Annotated in this window: 25 protein-coding genes; 6 read left to right on the top strand and 19 right to left on the bottom strand. The window is 31.8% G+C overall.

The features are described from left to right. Window positions 1-17 precede the first annotated feature (17 nt). Window positions 18-512, bottom strand: coding sequence for a YkgJ family cysteine cluster protein (locus Q4487_RS05380; protein ID WP_303541300.1), 495 nt, complete (start codon window positions 510-512; stop codon window positions 18-20). Then, window positions 512-1,027, bottom strand: coding sequence for a DUF2059 domain-containing protein (locus tag Q4487_RS05385; RefSeq protein WP_303541043.1), 516 nt, complete (start codon window positions 1,025-1,027; stop codon window positions 512-514). The genes Q4487_RS05380 and Q4487_RS05385 overlap by 1 nt, the downstream gene beginning before the upstream one ends. A gap of 60 nt (window positions 1,028-1,087) precedes the next feature. Here Q4487_RS05385 and Q4487_RS05390 point away from each other — a divergent pair, with 60 nt between their 5' ends. After that, the gene (locus Q4487_RS05390; RefSeq protein WP_303541042.1) at window positions 1,088-1,804 is read left to right on the top strand and encodes a bifunctional 2-polyprenyl-6-hydroxyphenol methylase/3-demethylubiquinol 3-O-methyltransferase UbiG; all 717 of its coding nucleotides are present in this window, start codon (window positions 1,088-1,090) and stop codon (window positions 1,802-1,804) included. Between the two features lie 73 nt (window positions 1,805-1,877). Next, complete coding sequence (locus Q4487_RS05395; RefSeq protein ID WP_303541041.1) at window positions 1,878-2,681, top strand: hypothetical protein; 804 nt, start codon at window positions 1,878-1,880, stop codon at window positions 2,679-2,681. 12 nt (window positions 2,682-2,693) lie between these two features. Here Q4487_RS05395 and Q4487_RS05400 read toward each other — a convergent pair whose 3' ends face one another. From Q4487_RS05400 to Q4487_RS05420, 5 genes are read right to left on the bottom strand one after another with little or no spacing between them, the layout of a single operon-like run. Then, window positions 2,694-3,122: a VOC family protein gene (locus Q4487_RS05400; protein WP_100896691.1), complete on the bottom strand. Its 429-nt coding sequence runs from the start codon at window positions 3,120-3,122 to the stop codon at window positions 2,694-2,696. Between the two features lie 10 nt (window positions 3,123-3,132). Next, a complete protein-coding gene (locus tag Q4487_RS05405) occupies window positions 3,133-3,975 on the bottom strand; it encodes an alpha/beta fold hydrolase (RefSeq protein ID WP_303541038.1) in 843 nt (280 codons plus the stop codon). Between the two features lie 32 nt (window positions 3,976-4,007). After that, window positions 4,008-4,376 carry a cupin domain-containing protein gene (locus Q4487_RS05410; RefSeq protein WP_303541036.1) on the bottom strand — a complete coding sequence of 123 codons (369 nt, stop codon included), beginning with the start codon at window positions 4,374-4,376 and terminating at the stop codon, window positions 4,008-4,010. A 1-nt stretch (window position 4,377) separates the two neighbouring features. After that, window positions 4,378-4,923 (bottom strand): hypothetical protein, encoded by a 546-nt coding sequence (locus Q4487_RS05415; RefSeq protein WP_100896694.1) that lies wholly within the window; start codon window positions 4,921-4,923, stop codon window positions 4,378-4,380. A 41-nt stretch (window positions 4,924-4,964) separates the two neighbouring features. After that, window positions 4,965-6,473, bottom strand: coding sequence for a helicase HerA-like domain-containing protein (locus tag Q4487_RS05420; RefSeq protein WP_100896695.1), 1,509 nt, complete (start codon window positions 6,471-6,473; stop codon window positions 4,965-4,967). Window positions 6,474-6,641: 168 nt separating this feature from the next. On the opposite strand from Q4487_RS05420, the gene Q4487_RS05425 reads away from it, so the two are divergent. Beyond that, window positions 6,642-7,289, top strand: a complete 648-nt coding sequence (locus Q4487_RS05425) for a 7-carboxy-7-deazaguanine synthase QueE (protein ID WP_232732649.1) — start codon at window positions 6,642-6,644, stop codon at window positions 7,287-7,289. 66 nt (window positions 7,290-7,355) lie between these two features. Here Q4487_RS05425 and Q4487_RS05430 read toward each other — a convergent pair whose 3' ends face one another. The 7 genes from Q4487_RS05430 to Q4487_RS05460 form a co-directional block, all read right to left on the bottom strand. Next, window positions 7,356-8,213: an esterase family protein gene (locus tag Q4487_RS05430; RefSeq protein WP_303541031.1), complete on the bottom strand. Its 858-nt coding sequence runs from the start codon at window positions 8,211-8,213 to the stop codon at window positions 7,356-7,358. 116 nt (window positions 8,214-8,329) lie between these two features. Next, window positions 8,330-8,791 carry a GyrI-like domain-containing protein gene (locus Q4487_RS05435; RefSeq protein ID WP_303541029.1) on the bottom strand — a complete coding sequence of 154 codons (462 nt, stop codon included), beginning with the start codon at window positions 8,789-8,791 and terminating at the stop codon, window positions 8,330-8,332. Window positions 8,792-8,833: 42 nt separating this feature from the next. Continuing rightward, on the bottom strand, window positions 8,834-9,559 hold the full coding sequence (locus Q4487_RS05440; RefSeq protein ID WP_100896700.1) for a YafY family protein: 726 nt from the start codon (window positions 9,557-9,559) through the stop codon (window positions 8,834-8,836). After that, window positions 9,560-10,525 carry a sulfurtransferase gene (locus Q4487_RS05445; RefSeq protein ID WP_303541027.1) on the bottom strand — a complete coding sequence of 322 codons (966 nt, stop codon included), beginning with the start codon at window positions 10,523-10,525 and terminating at the stop codon, window positions 9,560-9,562. A 153-nt stretch (window positions 10,526-10,678) separates the two neighbouring features. Then, the gene (locus tag Q4487_RS05450) at window positions 10,679-11,566 is read right to left on the bottom strand and encodes a bifunctional 5,10-methylenetetrahydrofolate dehydrogenase/5,10-methenyltetrahydrofolate cyclohydrolase (protein ID WP_100896702.1); all 888 of its coding nucleotides are present in this window, start codon (window positions 11,564-11,566) and stop codon (window positions 10,679-10,681) included. Between the two features lie 49 nt (window positions 11,567-11,615). Beyond that, complete coding sequence (ffh, locus tag Q4487_RS05455; RefSeq protein ID WP_100896703.1) at window positions 11,616-12,956, bottom strand: signal recognition particle protein; 1,341 nt, start codon at window positions 12,954-12,956, stop codon at window positions 11,616-11,618. A gap of 133 nt (window positions 12,957-13,089) precedes the next feature. Continuing rightward, window positions 13,090-14,808, bottom strand: a complete 1,719-nt coding sequence (locus Q4487_RS05460; protein WP_303541023.1) for a hypothetical protein — start codon at window positions 14,806-14,808, stop codon at window positions 13,090-13,092. 116 nt (window positions 14,809-14,924) lie between these two features. Here Q4487_RS05460 and Q4487_RS05465 point away from each other — a divergent pair, with 116 nt between their 5' ends. From Q4487_RS05465 to Q4487_RS05475, 3 genes are all read left to right on the top strand, one after another. After that, window positions 14,925-15,437, top strand: coding sequence for an RNA polymerase sigma factor (locus Q4487_RS05465; RefSeq protein ID WP_303541021.1), 513 nt, complete (start codon window positions 14,925-14,927; stop codon window positions 15,435-15,437). 95 nt (window positions 15,438-15,532) lie between these two features. Next, window positions 15,533-16,441, top strand: a complete 909-nt coding sequence (locus tag Q4487_RS05470) for a FecR family protein (RefSeq protein WP_303541019.1) — start codon at window positions 15,533-15,535, stop codon at window positions 16,439-16,441. A 94-nt stretch (window positions 16,442-16,535) separates the two neighbouring features. After that, the gene (locus tag Q4487_RS05475; RefSeq protein ID WP_303541016.1) at window positions 16,536-18,956 is read left to right on the top strand and encodes a TonB-dependent receptor; all 2,421 of its coding nucleotides are present in this window, start codon (window positions 16,536-16,538) and stop codon (window positions 18,954-18,956) included. Here Q4487_RS05475 and Q4487_RS05480 read toward each other — a convergent pair. From Q4487_RS05480 to Q4487_RS05500, 5 genes are all read right to left on the bottom strand, one after another. Next, window positions 18,953-19,765: a zinc-dependent peptidase gene (locus Q4487_RS05480; protein WP_303541014.1), complete on the bottom strand. Its 813-nt coding sequence runs from the start codon at window positions 19,763-19,765 to the stop codon at window positions 18,953-18,955. The genes Q4487_RS05475 and Q4487_RS05480 overlap by 4 nt on opposite strands. A 15-nt stretch (window positions 19,766-19,780) precedes the next feature. Continuing rightward, the gene (gene argS / locus Q4487_RS05485) at window positions 19,781-21,553 is read right to left on the bottom strand and encodes an arginine--tRNA ligase (protein ID WP_303541012.1); all 1,773 of its coding nucleotides are present in this window, start codon (window positions 21,551-21,553) and stop codon (window positions 19,781-19,783) included. Window positions 21,554-21,612: 59 nt separating this feature from the next. Beyond that, the gene (ctlX, locus tag Q4487_RS05490) at window positions 21,613-22,545 is read right to left on the bottom strand and encodes a citrulline utilization hydrolase CtlX (RefSeq protein ID WP_303541010.1); all 933 of its coding nucleotides are present in this window, start codon (window positions 22,543-22,545) and stop codon (window positions 21,613-21,615) included. Between the two features lie 18 nt (window positions 22,546-22,563). After that, window positions 22,564-23,475 (bottom strand): dimethylarginine dimethylaminohydrolase family protein, encoded by a 912-nt coding sequence (locus tag Q4487_RS05495; RefSeq protein ID WP_100896711.1) that lies wholly within the window; start codon window positions 23,473-23,475, stop codon window positions 22,564-22,566. 121 nt (window positions 23,476-23,596) lie between these two features. Then, window positions 23,597-24,880 carry a citrate synthase gene (locus Q4487_RS05500; protein ID WP_303541006.1) on the bottom strand — a complete coding sequence of 428 codons (1,284 nt, stop codon included), beginning with the start codon at window positions 24,878-24,880 and terminating at the stop codon, window positions 23,597-23,599. Between the last annotated feature and the right edge of the window lie 143 nt (window positions 24,881-25,023).

The following is a 25,023-nucleotide window of genomic DNA, read 5'->3' on the forward strand; positions in this document are numbered from 1 at the left end:
ATATAAAAATAGAAATACTATACTTTAATTCTCTTTTTCATTTCTTCAACAATGTTGTAAGCAGCCGGACAAATAGCTACATTTTTCATTGTTAAATTACTTATCTGCTGAAACTTTTTACGATCTGTATGCGGAAACTCTCTACACGCCTTTGGCCTTACATCATAAATAGAACAATAATTATCTTCACCTAAAAAGGTACAAGGCACACTTTGCAGAACATAATCGTTTTCATCATCTACACGTAAATAGTTTTTTATAAACTGCTGTGGTTTTTGCCTAAAAGATTTTGCTATACGCTCTACATCTGCATTTGTAAATAATGGTCCTGTTGTTTTACAGCAGTTGGCACACGTTAAACAATCAGTTTTTTCAAACTCATCTTCGTGTAACTCTTGCATTACGTAATCTAAATTCTTGGGTGGCTTCTTTTTTAATTTGGTAAAAAACTTCTTGTTTTCAGTTTGTTTTTCTTTCGCCTTTTTAGGCAGTTCTTTTAAAATTTCTTCCATCATTTTAACAAGCTCATAGCTGTTTCATACAAATCTCTACTCCAAGCTTCAGACGCCGCACCAATTTCTTGGCTAAGTACTTGCTGCTTAGATATTATTTTTTTACCAACTTCAGAGTTGTAGTAAGCATTTAACTGTTGCTTTTGCTCTTCAGTCATTTTTGTTCTGTCTTTAAGCATTTGCTTTGCAGCCTCGCCTCTATAAAACCCTAACATTTCATTAATGTCTTCCTTTGTAAAATGTTTTGTATAAACAACACCTAAAGAATCTAAAATTTCATCTACTGCTTTACTTTTATTATCGTTTAAGTATTTATAAGCATCTGTATTTGCTGTTGTTTTAGGATGATTTTTATATAACATTGTTAGCAATTGGTCGTATGCATACTCATACTGTGCAGCAGAACCATTTGCTTTTAAATACGTATTAATTAAACTAGTGTCCTTTTTTGTTTGTGCAATACCATTTGTTGCAAAAAAAAGAACTAAAACCAATGCTATACCAAGTTGTTTCATATAAAATACTTTCTAATGTTGTTAAAAAATGCCACTTTTGTTGGCTAAAATACAAATAAAATGGGAAGCGATATTTTTGGTGCTGCAATGTTAGATTATCTTAACAAAACTTACAAAGAAGACATTGTTACGCTTTCATCTATTTCTGAAGATGATACAATTCCTGTGCCATATCTTTTTAGAGACTATACAGAAATGCCAATTATAGAGCAAAAAGCACTACAACTAAGCAAAGGAAAAGTTTTAGATATTGGTTGTGGAGCCGGAAGCCATAGCTTGTATTTACAAGAAAAAAATATAGCTGTTACTGCATTAGACTCATCTAAAGGAGCTATTGAAACTTGCAAAAAAAGAGGTGTAACCAAAACTGTTAACGCTAAAATACTAGAGTATAAAGACGTTACTTTTGACACACTTTTACTTTTAATGAACGGTATTGGAATTGTTGGCAACCTTAACAAACTAGGTGACTATTTACAACATTTAAAATCTCTTTTAAATGCAGACGGACAGTTACTACTAGATTCTAGCGACATTATTTATATGTTTGATGAGGATGAAGATGGAGGTTATTGGATTCCTCCGGGAAAAGAATATTACGGTGAAGTAGATTATGTTATGCAATATAAGCAACAAAAAAGCGATTCTTTTCCTTGGCTTTATTTAGATTATAATACACTGCAACGTGCTGCAATTTTAAATGGCTTTAATTGTGAGTTGATAGTTGAAGGCGAACATTACGACTATTTAGCTAAACTTACACTTGCAAAGCAATAGAGCAGCTACTTTTTACGTTAAATAGTAGGGTTTTGTGACAATCAATTGTTAGTTATAAAAAAGAAAGAGGTTTATGAAGAATTTTAGCGTTTTATTACTTGCTACTTTATTTTTAATTGGTTGTTCTAGCACAGATGATTCTGATTCATCGGAAAAAGGAGGAAGTAAAACAGCCAACTTACAAGGCTCTGGAGATTCTGCTAATGATATTTTATCTAATACAAAATTCTCTAAACTAGCATTAGAAATTGCTTACGTTGAAGGTTTTAGACCCAACGAAGAATCCTTATCTGCATTTTCTGATTTTATAAATGATATTAGTTTTAAAGATGAAATAACTGTTACTTATAAGCAGGTTTCCTCTCCTAATGAAGAAGATTTAACAATTGAAGAAGTAGCAAAATTAGAAACCGAAAACAGAACTGTTTACAACTCTGATGATACTTTAGCTATTTATATTTATTTTGCAGATGCACCGTCTAACAATGATGACGTAGAAAAAAACTCTGTTACACTTGGTGCTGTTTACCGCAACACATCTATGATCATATATGAGTCTACAATTAAAGATTTAGCTGCTAAAAGTGCTTTAGTATCTGAAAAATCTATAGAAACAGCAACATTACAACATGAGCTTGGCCACTTAATAGGCTTGGTTAATTTAGGGTCAGAAATGGTTCATCCGCATGAAGGCGAAGCTACAAATGATGACGGAGAAATTATAGGCAGTAACCACTGTAATGTAGACAACTGTTTGATGAACGCCGAATTAGAGTTTGGAGCCGGAATGAAAAAAATGCTTATTGCAAGTAAAAACGGATTACCTACTTTAGATGCTGAGTGTATAGCAGACTTAAAAGCTAATGGAGGCAGATAATCAAAAACTGCACTACTTAGCAAACAATTGGTGTACATCTTTAAACGCTTTAAACTCTAAAGCATTACCTGCAGGATCTAAAAAAAACATAGTTGCTTGCTCTCCTACTTCTCCTTTAAACCTAACATAAGGTTCTATTACAAAATTAACTCCCTTATCTTTTAATTCTTTAGAAAAGGTCTCAAAAGTTTCCCAAGGCAATACAACACCATAATGCGGTACTGGTACATTTTTACCATCTACAGAATTGGTGTGTAAATCTTCTGCTGTAGTTTTCTCTTTGTAATGTATTACTAACTGATGACCAAATAAGTTAAAATCTACCCAATGGTCACTACTTCTTCCTTCTGGGCAACCTATTACGTCTTTGTAAAATGTTCTACACTCCTCTAAATTATGAACAGGAATTGCGATATGAAAAGGTGCTATTGGATATTTCATAGTTGTATTTTTAATCTTCTTTTAAAAATGATATTACTGCATTACTAACCTCATCTTGGTGTAGTGAATGTCCGTAACCTTTAGTTGTTATTAATTTACTGTTAGTCCAATTTTTATGTACTAACTCTGAGTCGGAACAAGGTGCAATAAAATCTAACTTATCATGCACAAGTAAACCCTTCTTTTTATTCTTTTTTACATATTCCGATATAGAAAAATCTTCAGCCTTAAAACCAAATTGCTCTATTATAAATTTCTTTAACTCATTAAAGACCTTATTATTAAACTTAAGCATATTTTGGTAGTTAAGCAAAATAGTATAAAATTCTGATGGCGCACCAAGAATTACAAGTTTATCTACACTAGGGTTACTGTATTTGTAATTATTGTACAAGGTTGTCATACCACCAACACTATGTCCTATAATATGCTTTGGTTGGTATTTGGTAATTAGAGTTTGTGTTACTTCTGTATAAATGGGCACATGTAATACTTGCCCTTTAGAGTTACCATGTGCAGGCGCATCAAAAGCAATAATATTATACCCTTCTTCTTTTAAAAAAGAAATTAAATTACGCCACCTAAACACATTACTTTCCCAGCCGTGTAAAAGTAAAATAGTTTCTTTTTCGCCAGTCCACTCGTACACCTGTAAATCTATATTATTACTATGTACAACCTCTTTTTTTGCTTTATTTAAAAATTCTGACTGAAAGGGTAGCACTTTTCCTTTTCTAGGCGTACAAAAAAGATAAAATGCTTTTTTTGCAGCTTTCTTTTTAGAAAACACAGAAAGCACATTAAAATATGCACCATAAACTTTGGGGATAATTTTACTTAGCATTTTTTTCATAAAATGAGGTGTAGGATACTATAAAATAAGGGTTAATCTTCTTCTCTATGTACTGTATCTATAGAAAAAGCTGGTGTACAAATAGATATATACTCACAAGGAACATCAAAAGGATTTGCATATTGTACGCGTGTATTTTTCTCTATGCGTATAGATTGTCCTTGTTCTAAAACAACAACTTCATCATCTATAATAAATTGTTTTTTACCCTTTATTACATAAGTGTACTCTGTAAACTCTGGTGTCTGAAAAGGCTCTGACCAACCCGGAGGTGCAACCATATGAGCTATACTTAACTCTTGTTGCTTGTTAGTTGCCCCACCAAAGTGTTCTTCTATTAATTTACCATCTGTAGTAGGTACCACAAAAGGTTGTGTTTGTATGGTATACTTCTTTTTCATACTACTCCCAATCTATCATTAAATACTTAATTTTAGCAGCATCTGGTATTTGTATTGCTTCAATTTTTGTAGTGTTGCTATAGCGTAAGTTTTCTGGTAGTTCTTTTTTATCAATTGTAAAATAAACATCACTATCTTTTATAAACAACACAACATTGTTCATAGAAGTTAATACTTTACTAATGGTATAATTATCTTTAATATCTTTAAAAGTACTAAGTAAGTTAACACCTTTATCTGTTGTATAGCGCGCATCTAAAACCCTAATATTATCTATAATAGAGTCATTACTAATACTTACTGTAAACAAAGGTTTACCTCCTTTTTCGTATATATGCTCTTTACGCATATTAGCACTTAATTGTACTGCATTATCTTTTACTATAGAGTCTGTTGCGTATATGGTTTCTATATCACTAGCCAGGTTTTCTTTGGTTAGTTTACCAAAACCATTTGCAGAAATTAAAAAATCTGCATCTGTACTTTTTGCACATTGCGTTAATAATGTTGCAGCTGCAACTATACAGGTAATTGTAATTTTCTTCATTTAAAATATGTAGTTAGTAAATAGATTTGGTTTTAATTTGCTTAGCGTAGTACTTTTTTAAGTACACCCAACATACCTCTAATAAAAGTAGCACTGGTTAACACTTTTACAATTGGGTTTTGTCTTGTGCTTTTAGAACGACTACTCGTACGTTTTGCCGCTGGTTTTTCTTTTTCTTTTGCTGCTATTTGCTCTGCCTTTTCAATTTTCTTATTCAGCATTTCATAAGCACTTTCCCTATCTATAATATCATTATATTTTTTAACTAAAGAAGAAGCGTCTATTACTTCCTTTAATTCTTTGTCTGTTAAAATATCCATACGGCTCATAGGTGCACGTAACATAGTAGCTGCTAAAGGCGTTGGTCTTCCTTTTTCATCTAAAGCAGAAATTAAAGCTTCTCCAATACCCAAAGAAGTTAACACATCTTCTGTGTCATAATACTCACTATCTGGGTAATTTTGTGCCGCTAATTTAATAGCTTTTCTATCTTTAGCTGTAAATGCACGTAATGCGTGTTGCACTTTTAATCCTAATTGAGCCAAAACATCTTCTGGAACATCGGCAGGGTTTTGTGTTACAAAGTATACACCAATACCTTTAGAACGTATTAATTTTACAATACTTTCTATTTGATTTAATAAAGCCTTAGATGCTTCATCAAAAATTAAGTGAGCCTCATCTATAAACAACACCAACTCTGGCTTGTCACTATCTCCTTGCTCAGGAAAAGTATCATAAATTTCAGCTAAAAGACTCAACATAAAAGTTGAAAACAATTTAGGTCTGTCTTGTATATCTGTTAATCTTAAAATATTAATGTAGCCTCTTCCGTTTTCATCAATCCTGGTTAAGTCATCAACATCAAAAGATTTTTCACCAAAAAATAAATCGGCTCCTTGCTGTTCTAGTTCTATTACTTTTCTAAGAATAGTACCTGTAGATGCAGAAGAAATTCTTCCGTAGCTCTCTTTAAATTCGGCCTTACCTTCATCTGTTGCATATTGCAGTACCTTTTTAAAATCTTTAAGATCTAAAAGCGGTAATTTATTATCATCACAATACTTAAAAATAACAGCAACAATACCTTCTTGTGTTACGGTTAAGTCTAAAATTCTAGAAAGTAATACTGGTCCAAATTCTGATACTGTAGCTCTTAATTTTACTCCATCTTGCTCAGACAAAGACAAAATTTCTACAGGAAAACTTTTAGCTTCAAAAGGCAAACCAATTTGAGCATGGCGTTCGTCAATTTTAGGATGTCCTGCACTTGGTTGCGCTATACCACTTAAATCACCTTTTAAATCCATTAGCATTACTGGCACACCTTTATCAGATAAATTCTCTGCCAACACCTGCAATGTTTTTGTTTTTCCGGTACCTGTTGCACCAGCAATTAAACCGTGACGGTTAAGAGTTTTTAAAGGTATTTTTACAAATGCATTAGTAACGGTTTCCCCTTCTACTATACCAGCACCCATAGTTATAAAGTCTCCTTTTGTAGTATACCCTTTTTCTATGTCTGCTAAAAATTTTTCCTTGGTGCTCATTTCTTAAAATTTTGATAAAAATAGCTTAAATTTAAACAACTAAAAAGAGAAGTTTTACTGTAAACACAATAAAACTCTAAGTTATTGATGCTATTTTTTTATTTTTTTTGACGAACAAGTTAACCAGCTGCTATCTTTTACTTAAAGTTAGATAGTAAAAAACAAAAAATGTATCTTTGCATAATGGTTAAAAATGAGGTATTAGCATTAGTAGACAAAGGAGAAATGCTTCCATTAATGGAAGAATTTTATACCATACAAGGAGAAGGTTTCCATAAAGGAACCGCTGCATATTTTATACGTGTAGGTGGTTGCGATGTTGGTTGCCATTGGTGTGATGTTAAGGAGAGTTGGAACGCTGCTACGCACCCACCAACAACTATAGACGCTATTGTAGATAACGCTGCAAAATACTCTAACACAATTGTTGTTACTGGTGGCGAGCCTTTAACTTGGAATATGGCTCCGCTTACAGAGGCTTTAAAGGCTAAAAATTTACAAACACATATAGAGACATCTGGCGCATACACTTTAACAGGTATTTGGGACTGGATTTGCTTATCTCCTAAAAAAAATAAATTACCACAAGGTATTATTTATGATAAGGCAGATGAGTTAAAAATGATAATTTATAATAAAAACGATTTTAAATTTGCTGAAGAACAAGCAGCTAAAGTAAATAAAGATTGTATTTTATATTTACAACCAGAATGGAGTGTTAAAGATAAAATGACTCCGTTAATTGTAGACTTTGTAATGAAAAATCCGCAATGGAAAGTATCATTACAAACACACAAGTATTTAAATATACCATAAAAACATAAAAAAGAAGCTAGTATAAATTATACTAGCTTTTTTAGTTTATAGCTTTTGTATGCGTAGCTAATGCTGATGAAAAGCTGCCGACACAAATTTTAAAACCTCTGGTAAAGATTCCCTCCAGTACGTCCAATTATGTGCTCCATCACGAACTCTGTATTCGTGTGGTATTTTCTTTTTCATCATAGAAATATGAACTAAGCTATTGCCTTCAAACAAAAAATCTTCATCACCACAATCTATAAACCAACGCACAGATTTTACATCACTTAAAGGTATAGTATCTAATAAAGAAATAACCGAGTGTTTCTCAAAATACTTTCGCATTTTATCAATAGACTTATTTTCGCTTTCTGCAAAATCTTTTATTTTTACTGTGTCTTGTGGCAACATACCTACAGAAGCACTAAGTGGACAAGCAGAAGAAAACAACTCTGGCCTATGCAAAGCATACATAAAAGTACCGCCACCACCCATTGATAGTCCAGATATAGCGCGGTATCTTTTTTCACCTTTAATTCTGTATTTACCCTCTACATAAGGCATTAACTCATTAAAAAAGAAATCTTCATAAAGCCAATCATCAGTATTAAAATACCCACGTTTGCCTGTGTTAGCATCTGGCATTACAATAATCATTGGTGTTGCTTTACCTACCTTAATGGCTTTGTCTGCTATATGTAAAACCTCTCCAAATTGAACCCATCCAGTATGGTCATCCCCTGCTCCGTGCAGTAAATACAACACAGGGTAATCTCTTTTAGAAGTTTCGTAATCTGGTGGAAGGTAAATAGAGAAGTTACGATCGCTTTTTAAAATTTCACTAGTAACTTTTAGGTTATCAAAAACCTTACCTGTTTGCGCTTTGGTTATAAAACCAAACAACAAACAAAAGCAAATAGTAGGTATTAACTTTTTCATAAAACAATATTTAAGTAGGCTAATGCTTCTTAAATATAAAAAATGTAGTCCTGTTTTGGACTACATTCTCTTTAAAGCTTGTAATATATTGGTTAAGATACTATTTAATGCTACTACTATTCTCTTACTGCTATAAAAATGGGAACCTCTGCATTTTCTGGATTACTTGCTGCTTCACCATAAATTTCAAAGTCCGAAGTATATAAACGAGCTTCTTTTGCTTCCCAAATTTCTAACCACTTATTATACACTACGTTTTTAGACAAGTCTCCTTTTGCTATGCATTTTTTATAGGTTGATGCCTTAACAGTATGTGCTACCATACCATTTGGAACCTCATCTACACTAGCAACTTTACATCCTAAAATAGTATCATACGGCTTTGTATAATCGCCCTCATAATTGGTATAAATTGAAAAAATTTCGGTACTTATTTTATTAGGAATTTTGTCTAAAATTTGCTCAGACATAAAAGTATTCCATAATACAACAATATCTTTTGCTGCTTGTGCATTTTCATTTGTAGTACGCACTTTAATACCTATTACATTAAAAGATGCTAGAGTTTCAGTTTTCATAATTCTTATTTTATATTGATTTTCATCAAAAATAAACCAGCTCTATGTCATAGGTATGTCAGGGGTATTTTCCCATTTTTTTCTTTCAATGTCAAAATACTCTTGCAATGTAATTTTATGGGGCTCAAAAGAACTTGGCAACATTGCTAGTTGCTGAATACAATCTACCCTAAATGCTCTAAAATCTTCACGTAACCTACAAAAGGCTATTAATACCCAATTGTCATTGTTATGTATAAGCGCAAAAGGCTCTATTATTCTTGTAGTCTTATTACGTTCTAACGATAAATAATCTATTTGTAATAACTTATAATTAGTTAACGCTATTTGCAACTGCATTAAATAGTTGCTTGTAATTTTTTGCTCTAAATTTGTTCTAATATCTATACGCTCTGTTAGTAAAGACGATTTATCTCTTTGAGAATATCTTAAAACCGATTTTATTTTTTCTACAGCACTACTATATTTTTCTACAAAGGAGATGTCTTTATTTCTACTAACAATTTGTTCTGCAGTAATTAATGCATTTGCCTCTTCCTCTGTAAACATAACAGGTGGTAACTTATAACCGTCTACTAAAGAATAGCCTTTACCTTCTTCTGTATAAATAGGAATCCCAGATTGTTCTAAAGTTCGTATATCCCTATAAATAGTTCTAACACTAACTTTATGCTTGGCAGACAATTCTGTTGCTGTAACAACTTTTTTTGTTTGTAACTGCGTAACAATTGCTGTAAGTCTAACCAATCTAGGCTTCCCTTTTTCCATTTACTCTTCTTCTTCTCTGCTTACCTCTTCATTATCAAAATCTTCATCATCGTTTAATTTCTCTGCTTTACTAGCTTCTTCTTGATTAGTTTCACCTAAAACCTCATCTTTTGTTTCTGAGTCTCCTTCTTCTTCATCTGTTTCCTCTTTATACAACTGTACCCACTCTGTCCAAGAACCATCATATACAGATGTATCTTTAGTATCATCTACCAATTTACTTGCTAATAATATAACGCAAGCTGTTAAACCAGAACCACAACTAAAAACCAACGGTTTATCTTCTGCAAAAATTGGCTCTAAAATAACCTTTAATTCTTCTTTTGATTTAAATTTACCATCCTCTAAAACATCTGTAAAAGGAAGATTAACAGAACCTGGTATACTGCCACTAGCCAATTCTGCTCTAGGTTCAGGCTCTGTACCATTAAACCTGCCTGCAGAGCGAGCATCTACAACCAAAGCAGTGGTGCTCTCTGTGTTTTCTTTAACCATTGAAAAATTTACAACAGCAAACTCTTTTTGATTTGCTATAAAATTACCCAATGGCACCCTTTTTTTAGCTGTTTCTTCTGTTGGTAAACCTTGAGCTACCCACTCTGGCAAGCCACCATCTAAAACTGTTACAGCACTATGACCAAATGTAGTAAACAACCACCAAACTCTTGGTGATGTGTACACACCTAAATTATCATACACTACAATTTTACTTGTTTTTTTTATGCCCAATTTACGTGCTTCTTCCTGAAACTGTTTTGCACTTGGTATTGTATTAGGAAAGTCACTAGATGCATCACTAAAATTAGCTTTAATATTAAATTTACGAGCTCCTTTTATTTGCAAATTTTCTAGGTCACTACTTAATCCTGATACGTTTGTAGCCGGACTAGCATCTAAAATTATAATGTTGGTTTCATCTACCAATAAGGCTTCTAATTCTTTAGCCGAGATAAGGGGTGTTTTCATTTTTATATATTTATGCGGCCTTAAAATTACCCAATTAATTGGTTGGTTTGGCGCTAACTTATTAACATAAAAAAAACCATTACACAGAATGTAATGGTTTTATATAATTACTAAGAATAGCTAAATTTATTAAGCTAAAATTCTATTTTATTTTTATCTATTAGCGTTTCTATGACGTTCTCTTGCTAGTAATGTATTTTTTAACAACATAGCAATTGTCATTGGTCCAACACCACCAGGAACAGGTGTTATAAAAGAGGCTTTTTTACTTACGTTTTCAAAATCTACATCACCAGTAATATAATATCCTTTTGGTTTTGTTTCGTCTACTACACGTGTAATACCAACATCTATAACTACAGCATCATCTTTTACCATTTCTGCCTTTAAAAAATTAGGCACTCCTAATGCAGAGATAACAATATCTGCCTGAGAAATAATTTGTGTAATATTTTTTGTTGCACTATGCGTTAAGGTTACCGTAGAATTTCCTGGCCAACCTTTACGCCCCATTAAAATACTCATTGGTCTACCAACAATATGACTACGACCTATAACTACAGTATGTTTTCCTTTAGTATCTACTTTGTAACGCTCTAACAACTCTAAAATACCAAATGGAGTTGCTGGTATAAATGTACTCATATCTAAAGCCATTTTACCAAAGTTAGTTGGGTGAAAACCATCTACATCCTTGTCTGGATCTACCGCTAAAAGTACTTTTTGTGTATCAATTTGTGGTGGCAAAGGTAACTGTACTATAAAGCCATCAATTTCATCATCTTGGTTAAGCTCTTCAATTTTACGAAGCAATTCTATTTCACTAGTTGTACTTGGCATTTGCACCAAAGTAGACTCAAAACCAACACGCTCACAAGAACGTACTTTACTACCAACATACGTTAAGCTAGCCCCATCACTACCAACAATAATTGCTGCTAGGTGTGGTACTTTTTCTCCACGCTCTCTCATTTTGGTTACCTCAACGGTAATTTCCTCTTTAATTTGGTTTGATACTTTTTTCCCGTCTAGTAATTCCATTATCAGATTGTTAGTTTGATGGTTTTATATTGAAAATATTTTTATATAATTATGGGCGCATTCCTTTCATACCACCCATCATTTGCATCATTTTTTTGCCGCCACCGCCTTGCATCATCTTCATCATTTTACTCATCTGGTCAAACTGCTTTAGTAATTGGTTTACCTCTTGCACAGTTCTACCACTACCTTTTGCTATTCTCTTTTTACGACTAGCATTAAGCATTGTTGGAGTTTCTCTCTCCACAGGAGTCATAGAATGTATAATTGCTTCTACGTGTTTAAACGCATCATCATCTATATCCATACCTTTTAATGCTTTACCAGCACCAGGTATCATACCCATTAAATCTTTAAGGCTACCCATTTTCTTAATTTGCTGAATTTGCTTTAAGAAATCATCGAACCCAAATTTATTTTTGGCAATCTTCTTTTGTATTTTACGGGCTTCTTCCTCATCAAACTGCTCTTGAGCACGTTCTACTAAAGACACAACATCTCCCATACCTAGGATACGTTCTGCCATACGAGAAGGATGAAAAACGTCTATTGCATCCATTTTTTCACCTGTACCAATAAATTTAATTGGTTTAGTTACTACAGATTTAATAGATATTGCTGCACCACCACGAGTATCACCATCTAATTTTGTTAGTATTACACCATCAAAATTTAAAACATCATTAAAGGCTTTTGCAGTGTTAACAGCATCTTGCCCTGTCATAGAATCTACAACAAACAATGTCTCTTGTGGTTTAATTGCTTTGTGTACGTTAGCAATCTCGGTCATCATTTCTTCATCTACAGCTAAACGACCAGCGGTATCTATAATAACCACATTATGTCCGTTTGCTTTTGCATGTGCTATACCAGCTTCTGCAATTGCAACAGGATTTGTGTTTCCACGATCTGAAAATACATCTACCCCTATTTGCTCACCAACTACATGTAACTGGTCTATAGCCGCAGGACGATAAACATCACAAGCTACCAATAGTGGATTTTTAGTTTTTTTGGTTTTTAAATAATTTGCAAGTTTACCAGAAAAAGTTGTTTTACCAGAACCTTGCAAACCAGACATTAATATTATAGACGGTGTACCAGAAAGGTTTATACCTTCTGCGTCGCCCCCCATAAGCTCTGTAAGCTCATCTTTTACCAACTTAACCATTAACTGGCCAGGCTGTAATGTTGTTAGTACATTTTGACCTAGTGCTTTTTCCTTTACTCTATTTGTAAATTCTTTTGCAATTTTAAAGTTAACATCGGCGTCTAATAAAGCCCTACGAACTTCTTTTAAAGTTTCGGCAACATTAATTTCTGTTATTTGTCCGTGTCCTTTTAAGACGTGGAACGCTTTATCTAACTTTTCACTTAAATTATTGAACATAAGTCTACTTTTTTCTGGAATTGCAAATTTAATAATTACATTGGGAAGTGTGTGGTTTAAGCCAAAAAATATAGTATAAAAAAAGGGCTACTTAAAAAAAGTAGCCCTTTAGCATAATTATTATGTACTATTACTAGTCACATACTTTGGTTAAGACAATAATTTCTTCTCCTTTTTCTAACTTAAATGAATCTGTACCACATTCTATTACTTTCCATTCTCCATTATAGTTACCTAATTTTAAGCTTAAGGCTAAAAAACTTAACACCCCGCTTTGTAAAGACCAAGCACCTTCATCTGCTATTGTATTGTTAGCATCGTAAGCGTGAATATTGCTGTTAGAAAAATCTATTAACAACTCTTCAGAAAAAGTACCATCTACATTTGTGATTTTAAATTTACAACCTCCCGATAAAGCTTCATTTATATCAGCATCACTGCAAGCACCTGCATCATCACAATTTCTTTCTAATACATTTTGGTATATTCTCTCATCTTCATTGTAGATATCTACAAACATTTGATTTTCTGAGTATGATGCTATTTTCCATTTTTCAGAAATCATCTCTTGATTAATATTGTAAAAAACAATAATGTTACCCTCTAAAGCCCAAGTTGAAAAAGTATCTATAGTAAAAACACTTCCGTTATCATCTACAAACCTAACATCTCCGTTTTCTAAAAACTTAACATTATAATACCCAATAGAAGAACTACTTGGCACAACAAAATTCCACTTACAACCGTATAACAAATTCTTAAGCTCTTCACTTGACCCATTATCAGATAACTCACAGTGTTTTTCCAATATAATTTTATCACTTCCGTTATTTGCTAATAATTTTATCTTGTTATCATTTAACTCATAAACGTACCAATCTAAGTTAAAATCTGTCATAGTTTCAAACTCCATTTTTAACTCAACTCTATTGCTATTGGTATTAACAACTGTAGACCAAGTACCTTCTACATAATTACCTTGATTGTTTTTAGTAACTACACTTCCGTTTTCATTAAAGTCCATTACAAACTCTAAATACTGCTCTGTTTGCTCTTGATTGTTTCTAAAAATTTCTTGTATCAACCAAGGACAATCAATTAAAAATGTATCTAATCTCTCTTTTGTAAAATCGTCATCATTATAATCATTGTCATCATCTTCATCACACATATCTTTAGCGTTTTCTAACACAGCAGCCAATTCTGCATTGCTATTTACAACAACTTTAGTGTTATCGTATTTTTCTAAAGTGATAGGAAAATCTAATCCAACAATATCATTATCTCCTAAATTTGCAAAAAACAATCTAAATTCTTTGTCGCTTTTAACTGTTGTTGTACTAGTAATTTCTAAATTAGTATTAAAGCTAAAAACATCTATTGGGTATACAAAATCTATACATTCAATATCATCATCTTCACCACCTTCTACACACTCTTCAGCTTTAGCCATTAACTCTTCTTTACTGTTTATAGTTAATTCTGTGTAATTAGATAAAGTAATTTTTATAGGAAAAGTAATTTGTAAGTTGTAATCATCAGAATCTATTTCATCTAAAATTTCTTCAATTAATTTTAAATCATCAGTAGAATCTATTGTAATGTCTAACCCGTTTACACTAACGGTGTAAGGAAATTGTATTGCAAAACAACTAGCGCCATCAACTATATTATCATAAGAACCGTCTTTTGAGGATGTTCCTTTAATTAAAGATGCTGTTGCAGAAGTAGATTCAATAGCTTTACCATCGTTATTGTTTGGTAATTCTTCAAACTCTTCTTGACAAGAGGTTAGACTAAATGTTCCCATAAGTAGGATTGCGAACATAAATTTTGCGAAAACTTTTTTCATAATAATTTGGTTTATTTTTTGTTTTTATAACCCTATAACAATTCAATTAAAAAAAACCCTACCAACAAAATATCATTTTTTTAAAATACCTTTGAAAAAAATAAACCTATCTAGTTTTGAATATAGAGAATGACACTAACGTTTGCGAAGAAAAGGTATACAACCAAATCTTTACCACCAATTCTAAAACGGTATTTAATTACATATATTATAAGTTTGGGAATGAAGAAAAGGCTTATGATGCGGTACAAGAAGCTTTTGTAAAATTATGGGAAAATTGCGCTAAGGTATTACCTTCCAAAGCAAAATCTTATGTTTACACGATAGCCAATAATTTATATTTAAATATGATTAAGGCTGATAAAGTAAGGTTAAAATATGCACACCTAAATACAGATGTTACTAATGAAACTCCAGAATTTTTACTTGAAGAAAAAGAATTTCAAACAAAATTAGATAACGCCCTTGCTAGTTTACCCGAAAACCAACGAACTACTTTTTTATTAAATAGAATTGACAAAAAGAAATATGCAGAAATTGCAGAATTAGAAGGTGTTAGTGTTAAAGCTATAGAAAAAAGAATGCATTTGGCTCTAAAATCACTTAGAGAACATATAGATGGAATTTAATATATTGATTCATAATTATATAAATTGATAAAAATTTAAAATATAAAGTAGGGTTTTTTACTTATTGATTGTTATACCTACGTAAAGCAAAAGTTATGCAAGAGAATTACCTAGCTAAATGGCTAAATAACGAATTAACAGAAGAGGAAATTATTCAGTTTAAAAAAACCGAAGAATATACCACTTACCAAAAAATAATAGCTACATCTAATAAGATGCAGGTCCCAGAGTTTAACCAAGATAAAGCTTTACAGGCAATTAACAATAAACGTAATGCTGCTAAAGAAACTAAGGTTGTTAAATTAAATCCGTTTAAAAAATACATAAGTATAGCTGCTGCTGTAGTACTAATTTGCGGTTTAGGCTATTTTTACACCACTACTTTAGACCAAACCATAAGTACAGATTACGCCCAAAATAACGAACTTACTTTACCAGACAACTCCGAGGTTTTTTTAAATGCCGAGTCTAAAATAGCTTACAATAAAAACAGTTGGGATAACAAAAGAGATGTTTCTTTAGAAGGTGAAGCCTTTTTTAAAGTTGCTAAAGGAGAAAAATTTACAGTAACTACAAACCACGGAACCATTAGTGTTTTAGGAACACAATTTAACGTAGAAACTAGAGCCAACTTTTTTGAAGTTACTTGTTATGAAGGGCTTGTAAATGTAAACTACAACGGTACAGACTACAAAGTACCTGGTGGCACTTCTTTTATGGTTATTAATGGTAAAGTAGCACCACTTAGCCATGTTAAAACACTAGTACCATCTTGGACGTTAAACGAAAGTACATTTAAAAGTATACCATTAGAATTTGTTTTAAACGAACTACAAAGGCAATTTAACTTAACCGTAACTACCAAAAACGTAAATACAGAACAACTATATACAGGATCTTTTAACAACAAGGATTTAAATCTTGCGTTAAAGAGTATAAGTATACCCTCTAAAATAAGTTATACATTAGAAGAGGATAAGGTGTTGTTTTATGTTGAGGAATAACTGTCTAAAAATTACTTACTGTTGTTTGTTTTTTGCCTTTAGTTTTATAACTAATGCGCAAAAAACTAATAACACCTTACCTTTAACTAAGTATTTGCATCAAATAGAGGAGCAATTTAATATTAGAATATCTTTTGCAAATAAAGATACAGACACTATAACTATTACACCTGCTACAACAAATAATTTAGAAAGCATTCTAAATTTTGTAGCAGAGAAAACATCTTTAACCTTAACTAAGTTAAATAAACGGTACTATGCATTATCTAAAGACAACACCATTAGTATACACGGTAAATTTTTAGATAATTACGAGCAAAACACTGTAAATGGCGCTACAATTGAAGTGTTAGATAATAAACTTGCAACAGTTACAGACTCTACTGGGTATTTTTTATTAAATAATGTACCACAAGACGCTATAATAAAAGTGCGTTTTATTGGCTATAAGACTATGCATTTTAATGCATTGGAATTAAATAAAAACAAACCTGTTAAAACTTTTTTACTACGTGAACATTATGTAGAATTAAAAGAGATAATACTTTCTAAATTTTTAACTACAGGATTAAACAAATCTTTAGATGAGAGTATTGTTTTAAAAACAAATAATTTTGGCATATTACCAGGACTTATAGAGCCAGACGTGTTGCAAACAGTACAAGCATTACCTGGTATAAAAAGTAGTAACGAAACAGTCTCTGACATTAATGTACGTGGTGGTACAAACGACCAAAATCTTGTTTTATGGGAAGATATCAAAATGTACCAATCTGGACATTTTTTTGGTTTAATATCTGCTTTTAATCCATATTTAACTAATAGTGTTACTATAACTAAAAACGGAACAAGTCCGCAATATGGCGATGGTATTAGTAGCGTTATAGATATGCGAACTAATAATAACATAGACGATTCTTTTTTTGGCACAGGTTTTAATATGATAAGCGCAGATATTTATGCACAAGTACCTATCACAAACAAAGGAGCTTTTCAATTTTCTGCAAGAAGATCTGTAACAGATTTTTTAAACTCCCCTACATACAACAGATATTTTGATAAAACTTTTCAGGATAGCGATATAGAAAACGATACAAAAGACACTGAAATAACCAGAAAAGAAGATTTTTATTTTTATGACATTACCGCTAAAGCAATGTATAACTTAAATAAAAATCACAAATTGCGTTTTAGTTTTATACAAATGAACAACGCATTAAAATATGCAGAAACAAGTACTAACGAGGAAAATAGTAATAGTAGTTTAGATCAAAAAAACACTTCTTTTGGAGGTAGTATGGAAAGTACTTGGAACAACAAGCTAAGTACAAAAGTTAATGCGTACCGCACATATTACAATTTAAATACGTTAGCAGTTTCTAACAAACAAGAACTACAACAAAACAACAAAGTATTAGAAAGTGGTTTAAAACTAAACATAAACTACAAGTTAAATAATAACATTAATGTTTTAAGTGGCTACCAACTTATAGAAACCGGTATCTTAAACCTAACCAACGTATCACAACCACCTTATAGAAAAAACATTAAAGGCGTTATTAGAACAAATGCTATTTTTAGCGAGATAAATTACAACACAACCAAACTAAAAGCTAAAGCAGGTGCAAGATTAAATTACATAGAAAATTTAAACACCTTTAAAAGATGGATTTTAGAACCACGTTTAAATGTAAACTACAACATTGCCAAAAATTTAAACGCATCAATATTAGGAGAGTACAAAAGCCAGTCTACTAACCAAATTATAGATTTAGAACAAAACTTTTTAGGAATAGAAAAAAGAAGATGGATTTTAGCTGATGAGGACGAGTTGCCAATAACTACTAGCAAACAGTTATCTGTTGGACTTAATTACGACAAAAATAGCATCTACATTGGTATTGAAGCTTTTTACAAAAATGTAGAAGGTATAAGTACACTAACACAAGGTTTCCAAAACCAAGACCAGTTTAATGGCGAAATAGGAAAATACAACATTAAAGGCATTGAGTTTTTAATTAATAAAAAAACCACAAATTATAGTACTTGGTTAAGCTATACCTATAATTTAAATAATTACACTTATAATGACATTAGTCCAACAACATTTCCTAACAATCTAGATATTAGACACACTGTTACTTTTGCTGGCACATACAACTACAAAGATTTTAAACTTGGTATAGGCTTAAATTACAACTCTGGAAAGCCTTATACAGAACCAGAAGAAGGTGAAAACGCTTTAAACATATTAAGCTTTCCTGCAAAAATAAATTACAAAGAACCAAACAGTAGTAGGCTACCCAATTATGTTAGAGCAGATATCTCTGCACTATATAACTTTAAAATTGGTAGTACATGTAAGGCCACTTTTGGCGCATCAATCTTAAATATTTTAAACAAAGAGAATATTTTAAATAGATATTACAGAGTTACTAATGATGATGAAATAGAAACTGTAGAAAGCGTATCCTTAGGAATAACACCAAATGCTAGTTTTAGAATTAGCTTTTAAAGTTTATGGTGAAAGCTAAACTCTTCAAAATTTAACATACGAGTTATTATATTATACAGCTCCGGAAAAGTAGCTACAAAATCCGATGGAGTTTCTACATAATTCTCTAATGTTACCGCAAAAAACTCATGAATATTTGTTGTTGCGTACGGTCTAAAGTATTTTGTTCTTTCTACACGTTCTAAAAAAGCCTTATCATTTAAAAGCTTTTCCATTTTAGCCATTCCTTTTCTAAACTTAACAGCAGTATATTTTAAGTCTTTTTTAAAATGAAAAGCTAACGCATGCGCAAACTCATGCACTCCTAAGTTTAAATTATCTGTAGCGTCTTCAAAACCACTTAGTACATGTTCTGCAGAAAAAACCAATGTTTTTAATTGCGGGTTATATTCTCCTAAATGATTTTGTTTTGTTATTGTAGAAAAATAAGCTGAAGGATAAATAAGTATTTTATGAATAGTTGCTATTCTGTAATCCTTAAAGCCAAGCATTAAAAAAGCTGCCGTTGCAGACAATAGCAGCTTAATTTCTTCATCTTTAGAGCTCTTTTCTGAGAAAATAAATGTTTTATTTGCTCTAAACCTAGATACTCTATTTCTAAACTTTTGTTTTTGTTTTGGAGATAATAAAGAATATGCTGGTAAATACTTTACTATTAAATGCTCATCTGCAGCAGATAGTTTAATATTCTTTTTAGAAGGTGTAAAAAAGTATAAATCTGCTATGTAATATAAAATATAAATAAAATATCCAAAAACACACGCTAAAGCAACAATACCAAAAATACTAACTCCTAAATCATCATTCATTTAATATCTTTATAATTACATACGGTTAGGCACCTCTATACCCAACAAGGCAAATGCAGATTTAATAATCTCACCTACTTTTTTAGACAACTGCACTCTAAATATTTTCTTTTGTAAGTCTTCTTCTGGTAAAATTGGTACATTTTGGTAAAAAGAATTAAACTCTTTAACCAAGTCATAGGTGTAATTTGCTATTAAAGCAGGACTAAAACTCTGTGCTGCATTTTGAACAACAGAAGGGAACATTTGCATTTGCTTTAATAACTCCTTTTCTTTTTCATGCAAGTCACCAGCCTTTACAATTGCCGTATAATCAAAATCAGACTTTCTTAAAATAGACTGTATTCTTGCATAGGTGTACTGTATAAAGGGTCCTGTATTACCTTGGAATTCTACAGATTCTTCAGGATTAAACAAAATGCGTTTTTTAGGATCTACTTTTAGTATATAGTATTTTAAAGCCCCTAAACCAATTACCCTGTAAAGCTCTTCTTTTTCAGTATCTGTGTAACCGTCTAACTTTCCTAATTCTTCAGAAATGCTAGCTGCTGTAGCTGTCATATCTTTCATTAAATCATCAGCATCTACAACAGTTCCTTCTCTACTTTTCATTTTTCCGCTAGGTAAATCTACCATACCATAACTTAAATGATACAATTGTTCTGCCCAAGAAAAGCCTAATTTTTTAAGTATTAAAAACAATACATTAAAGTGGTAATCTTGCTCGTTACCAACAGTATAAACCATACCATTTACATCTGGATGATCTTTAGTACGCTGTATTGCAGTACCAATATCTTGCGTCATATAAACTGCTGTACCATCTGCACGTAATACAATTTTTTCATCTAAACCTTCGTCAGACAAATCTATCCAAACACTACCATCTTCTTTTCTGTAGAAAACACCTTTTTCTAGACCTTCATCTACAATATCTTTACCTAAAAGGTAGGTATTACTCTCATAGTAATATGAGTCAAAATCTACTCCTAAATTTTTATAAGTAACCTCAAAACCACTATAAACCCATTGGTTCATCATTTTCCAAAGTGAAACCACTTCTTCATCACCAGCTTCCCACTTACGTAGCATTTCTTGTGCCTCTAATAAAAGTGGCGCTTGCTTTTCTGCTTCTTTTGCATCTGTACCAGCAGCAACTAAATCTGCTATTTGTACTTTATACTCTTTATCAAACTTAACATAGTAATTACCTACTAACTTATCACCTTTAAGACCAGTACTTTCTGGAGTTTCACCGTTACCAAAAAGTTTCCAAGCCAACATACTTTTACAAATATGTATACCACGATCGTTAATAATCTGGGTTTTGTATACTTTTTTACCAGATGCTTTTAAAATTTCTGCAACAGAATAACCTAATAAGTTATTTCTAATATGCCCTAAATGCAATGGTTTATTAGTATTGGGAGAAGAATATTCTACCATAACAGCATCTGCCGTTTCTGCTACAAAACCATAGTTTTCTGTGTCTTTAATACTATTGAAAAAGTTTACATAAAAGGCATCACTAATTACAATGTTTAAAAAACCTTTAACTACATTAAAGTTTTCTACTTCTTCTACATTTTCTTTTAAATACAATCCTATTTGTTCTCCAATTTGTGCAGGATTACCTTTTACAAAGCGTAGAATAGGAAAAACAACTACAGTTATATCACCTTCAAAATCTTTTCTTGTTGGCTGAAATTCTACTGTTGGCAGCTCTATTTTATAAATAGATAAAACCGCATCTTTTACCTTTTGCGTTAACACTTCTTGGATATTCATTATAAATTGTATTTAAGCCTGTAAAATTACGGCTTTTATCTTTTTCTATAAGATAGATTTTAGTTTGTTTTTGGTAAAAATACTTCTGCCATCATACATCTTGCACTACCACCACCACAAGTTTCTATAGTTTCTAAAGAACTATGTATAATTTCTGATGTTTTTTCTATTGCTTCAATTTGCTTTTCTGTTAAACTATGGTATGCTGCAGAACTCATTACCAGGTAACGTTTACCTTCAGCTCCCATTACCTGAAGCATATTACCTGCAAAAGAATGCATTTGCTTTTCTGTAATAGCTATAACTTCTTTACCATCTTCTTTTAAATGCTTAACTACATTTTTACGCTCTTTTTTATCGTCTATAGTATCTAAACAAATTACAGAAAAATCTTCTGCCAAGCACATCATAACATTGGTATGGTATATAGGTAAACGCTTACCTTCTACAGATTGGTTTGCAGTAAATATAACTGGAGTATACTCAAAATCTTCACAGAATTCTATAAATAAATCTTCATCTGCTCTTACAGATAGTGCGCAGTACGCTTTTTTATTTACTCTATCCAATAAAATACTACCTGTACCTTCTAAATAAAGCTCTTCATCTTCTGCACTAGTATAATCTATAGTATGGTCTATACTAAAACCTTTTTCCTCTAATATGTCTAAAATATCTTCTCTACGTTCATTTCTTCTATTCTCTGCATACATAGGGTATAAACCTACAGTACCATTTTTATGAAAAGAAACCCAGTTATTAGGAAAAATAGAATCTGGTGTATCTGGTTCTTTAGTATCATCTACAACAACCACATCTACTCCTTTAAAACGTAATTGTGTAACAAAAGCATCAAACTCTGCCTGAGCTTTTTTGTTTATTTCTGCATTTTTAATGTCAAGGTCTTCTTGAAAATAATTGTTTACAGCTGTTTGTTCGTTTTTACGAAAACCAACCGGTCTTATCATTAAAATTGTATTAGTAACCTGCATAGTAATATTATAAATATATTATTCTCTTAATAATGGTAATGTGCTACAACGTAACAAACCTTCTTGTTTAGAAATTTCTGAGTATGGCACCTCTTCTACCGTAAAACCTTGTGCTCTTAACCAATCATTTAATCTTGTAAAGTTTTTTTCTGATACAATAACCTCTTCAGAGATTGAAAAAATGTTACTAAACATATTGTACATTTCATCACTTGTAATTTCAAACACATTTTCTTTACCAAAAAAGTCTACCAACCACTGGTATTCTTCTTCTACTAAAAAACCGTTTTTATGAAGAATAGCTTTGCCTTTACCAATTGGCTGAAAACAACAGTCTAAATGCAGTGCATTTTCTCTTGCATTGGTAGATTTACGTAGCTCAAAAGACTTTACTGTTTTATTAGGAAAAAGCTTTGTTATATGATCTACTGCTAATTTATTTGTTCTGGCAGTTATATGGTGAGAGTAATTTTCTGCGGTATATGTACCAATAAAAATATGGTCGTTCCAAGGCATAACATCACCGCCTTCTATATGTGCTTCTTCAGGTAGTTCTATAACCTTATCAGGATTTATTTGATCTACAATGTATTGTATTGCTAAATATTCTTCCTCCCTATCTGGTAAAATATTTGCTCTAAAAAAAACATCGTCAATAACAAAAGCTATATCTCTAGAAAAAATCTGATTACAATCTTTTAGCAGTTTTGGCCTTAATACTTCTACATTGTATTTTTTAAGAACAGCCTCAAAAGCATTCATCTCTGTAACCATATCTTTTTCTACCGGATATGTACCCGCTAAAATATGCTCTAAAGATTTAGGATCATAAGCTTCTTCTGCTGTGGGCGTAGATCCACAACTCTCTGCGGTTCCCAAAACAACTGTTTTTAACCTAGAAGTTTCGTTTTTCACATTTATTTGACGCATAAACTAATTTTTATGCAAATATGAAACGAATTTTTCTAAATAAAAATAAGAATCCCTAAAATAATAAAAGCCCTTTTGAAATATCAAAAAGGCTTTTACAAACAATGTATGTTATTACAGTTTATCTTTTGTTTACTTCTACAAAAGATCTGTAATTTTCACCAACGTAAACCTGTCTTGGCCTACCAATTGGTTCGTTATTTAATCTCATTTCTCTCCATTGAGCTATCCAACCTGGTAATCTTCCTAATGCAAACATAACTGTAAACATTTCAGTAGGTATACCTAATGCTCTGTAAATAATACCTGAATAGAAATCTACATTAGGATATAATTTACGATCTACAAAATAAGGATCTTCTAAAGCCTCTTTTTCTAAACCTTTAGCGATATCTAAAATTGGATCGTTAATACCTAAATCATTTAAGACTTCATCAGCAGCTACTTTTATAATTTTAGCTCTAGGATCAAAGTTTTTGTATACTCTATGTCCAAAGCCCATTAATCTAAAAGGATCATTTTTATCCTTAGCTTTAGCCATATATTTTTTAGTATCTCCACCATCAGCTTCTATAGCTTCTAGCATTTCTAATACTGCTTGGTTTGCACCACCATGTAATGGACCCCAAAGAGCAGAAATACCCGCAGATAAAGATGCAAATAAACCTGCATGAGAAGAACCAACAATTCTTACAGTAGATGTAGAACAATTTTGTTCATGATCTGCGTGTAAAATTAATAATTTATCTAAAGCATCTATAACAACTTTATTTGACTTGTACTCTTCACTAGGTCTCTTAAACATCATTTTATGAATGTTTTCTACGTAACCTAAAGAATCATCTCCGTAATCTAACGGAAGACCTTTTTTCTTTCTTAATGTCCAAGCAACTAAAACAGGGAATTTTGCTAAAATTCTTACTATTGCGTGGTACATATCATTTTCTGAAGTAACATTTACAGAAGATGGGTTAAATGCAATTAAAGCACTTGTTAAAGATGATAACACGCCCATTGGGTGTGCAGACTTAGGAAAACCATCTAAAATCTTTTTCATCTCCTCATCTACGTGAGACTCCTTTTTTATATCTGAGTGAAATTTAGCTAACTGCTCTGCGTTAGGTAATTCTCCAAAAATTAATAAATAAGCTACTTCTAAAAAGTCTGCTTTTTCAGCTAACTCTTCAATAGAATATCCACGGTATCTTAAAATACCCTTTTCACCATCTAAAAATGTAATAGCACTCTCACAAGAGCCTGTATTTTTATATCCTGGATCTATTGTTGTTAAACCGGTTGCAGAACGTAATGTTTTTATATCTATGGCCTGTTCTTTCTCTGTGCCCTCTACTACTGGGAAATCATATTTATTCCCGTTAAATTCTAAAGTAACTTTATCTGACATTGGTATAATTTACTAATATTATTAATCGAACTGTAAATTTAAGAAAAAGACACTAGTTTATCAATTAGTTAGCACTATTTATACATTTAATAACATTAAATCTTTTAAAAATATAAGCCTAAAAATAGGTTTACAATAAAAAG

The organism is Cellulophaga sp. 3_MG-2023 (assembly GCF_030546975.1).
GTDB lineage: Bacteria > Bacteroidota > Bacteroidia > Flavobacteriales > Flavobacteriaceae > Cellulophaga.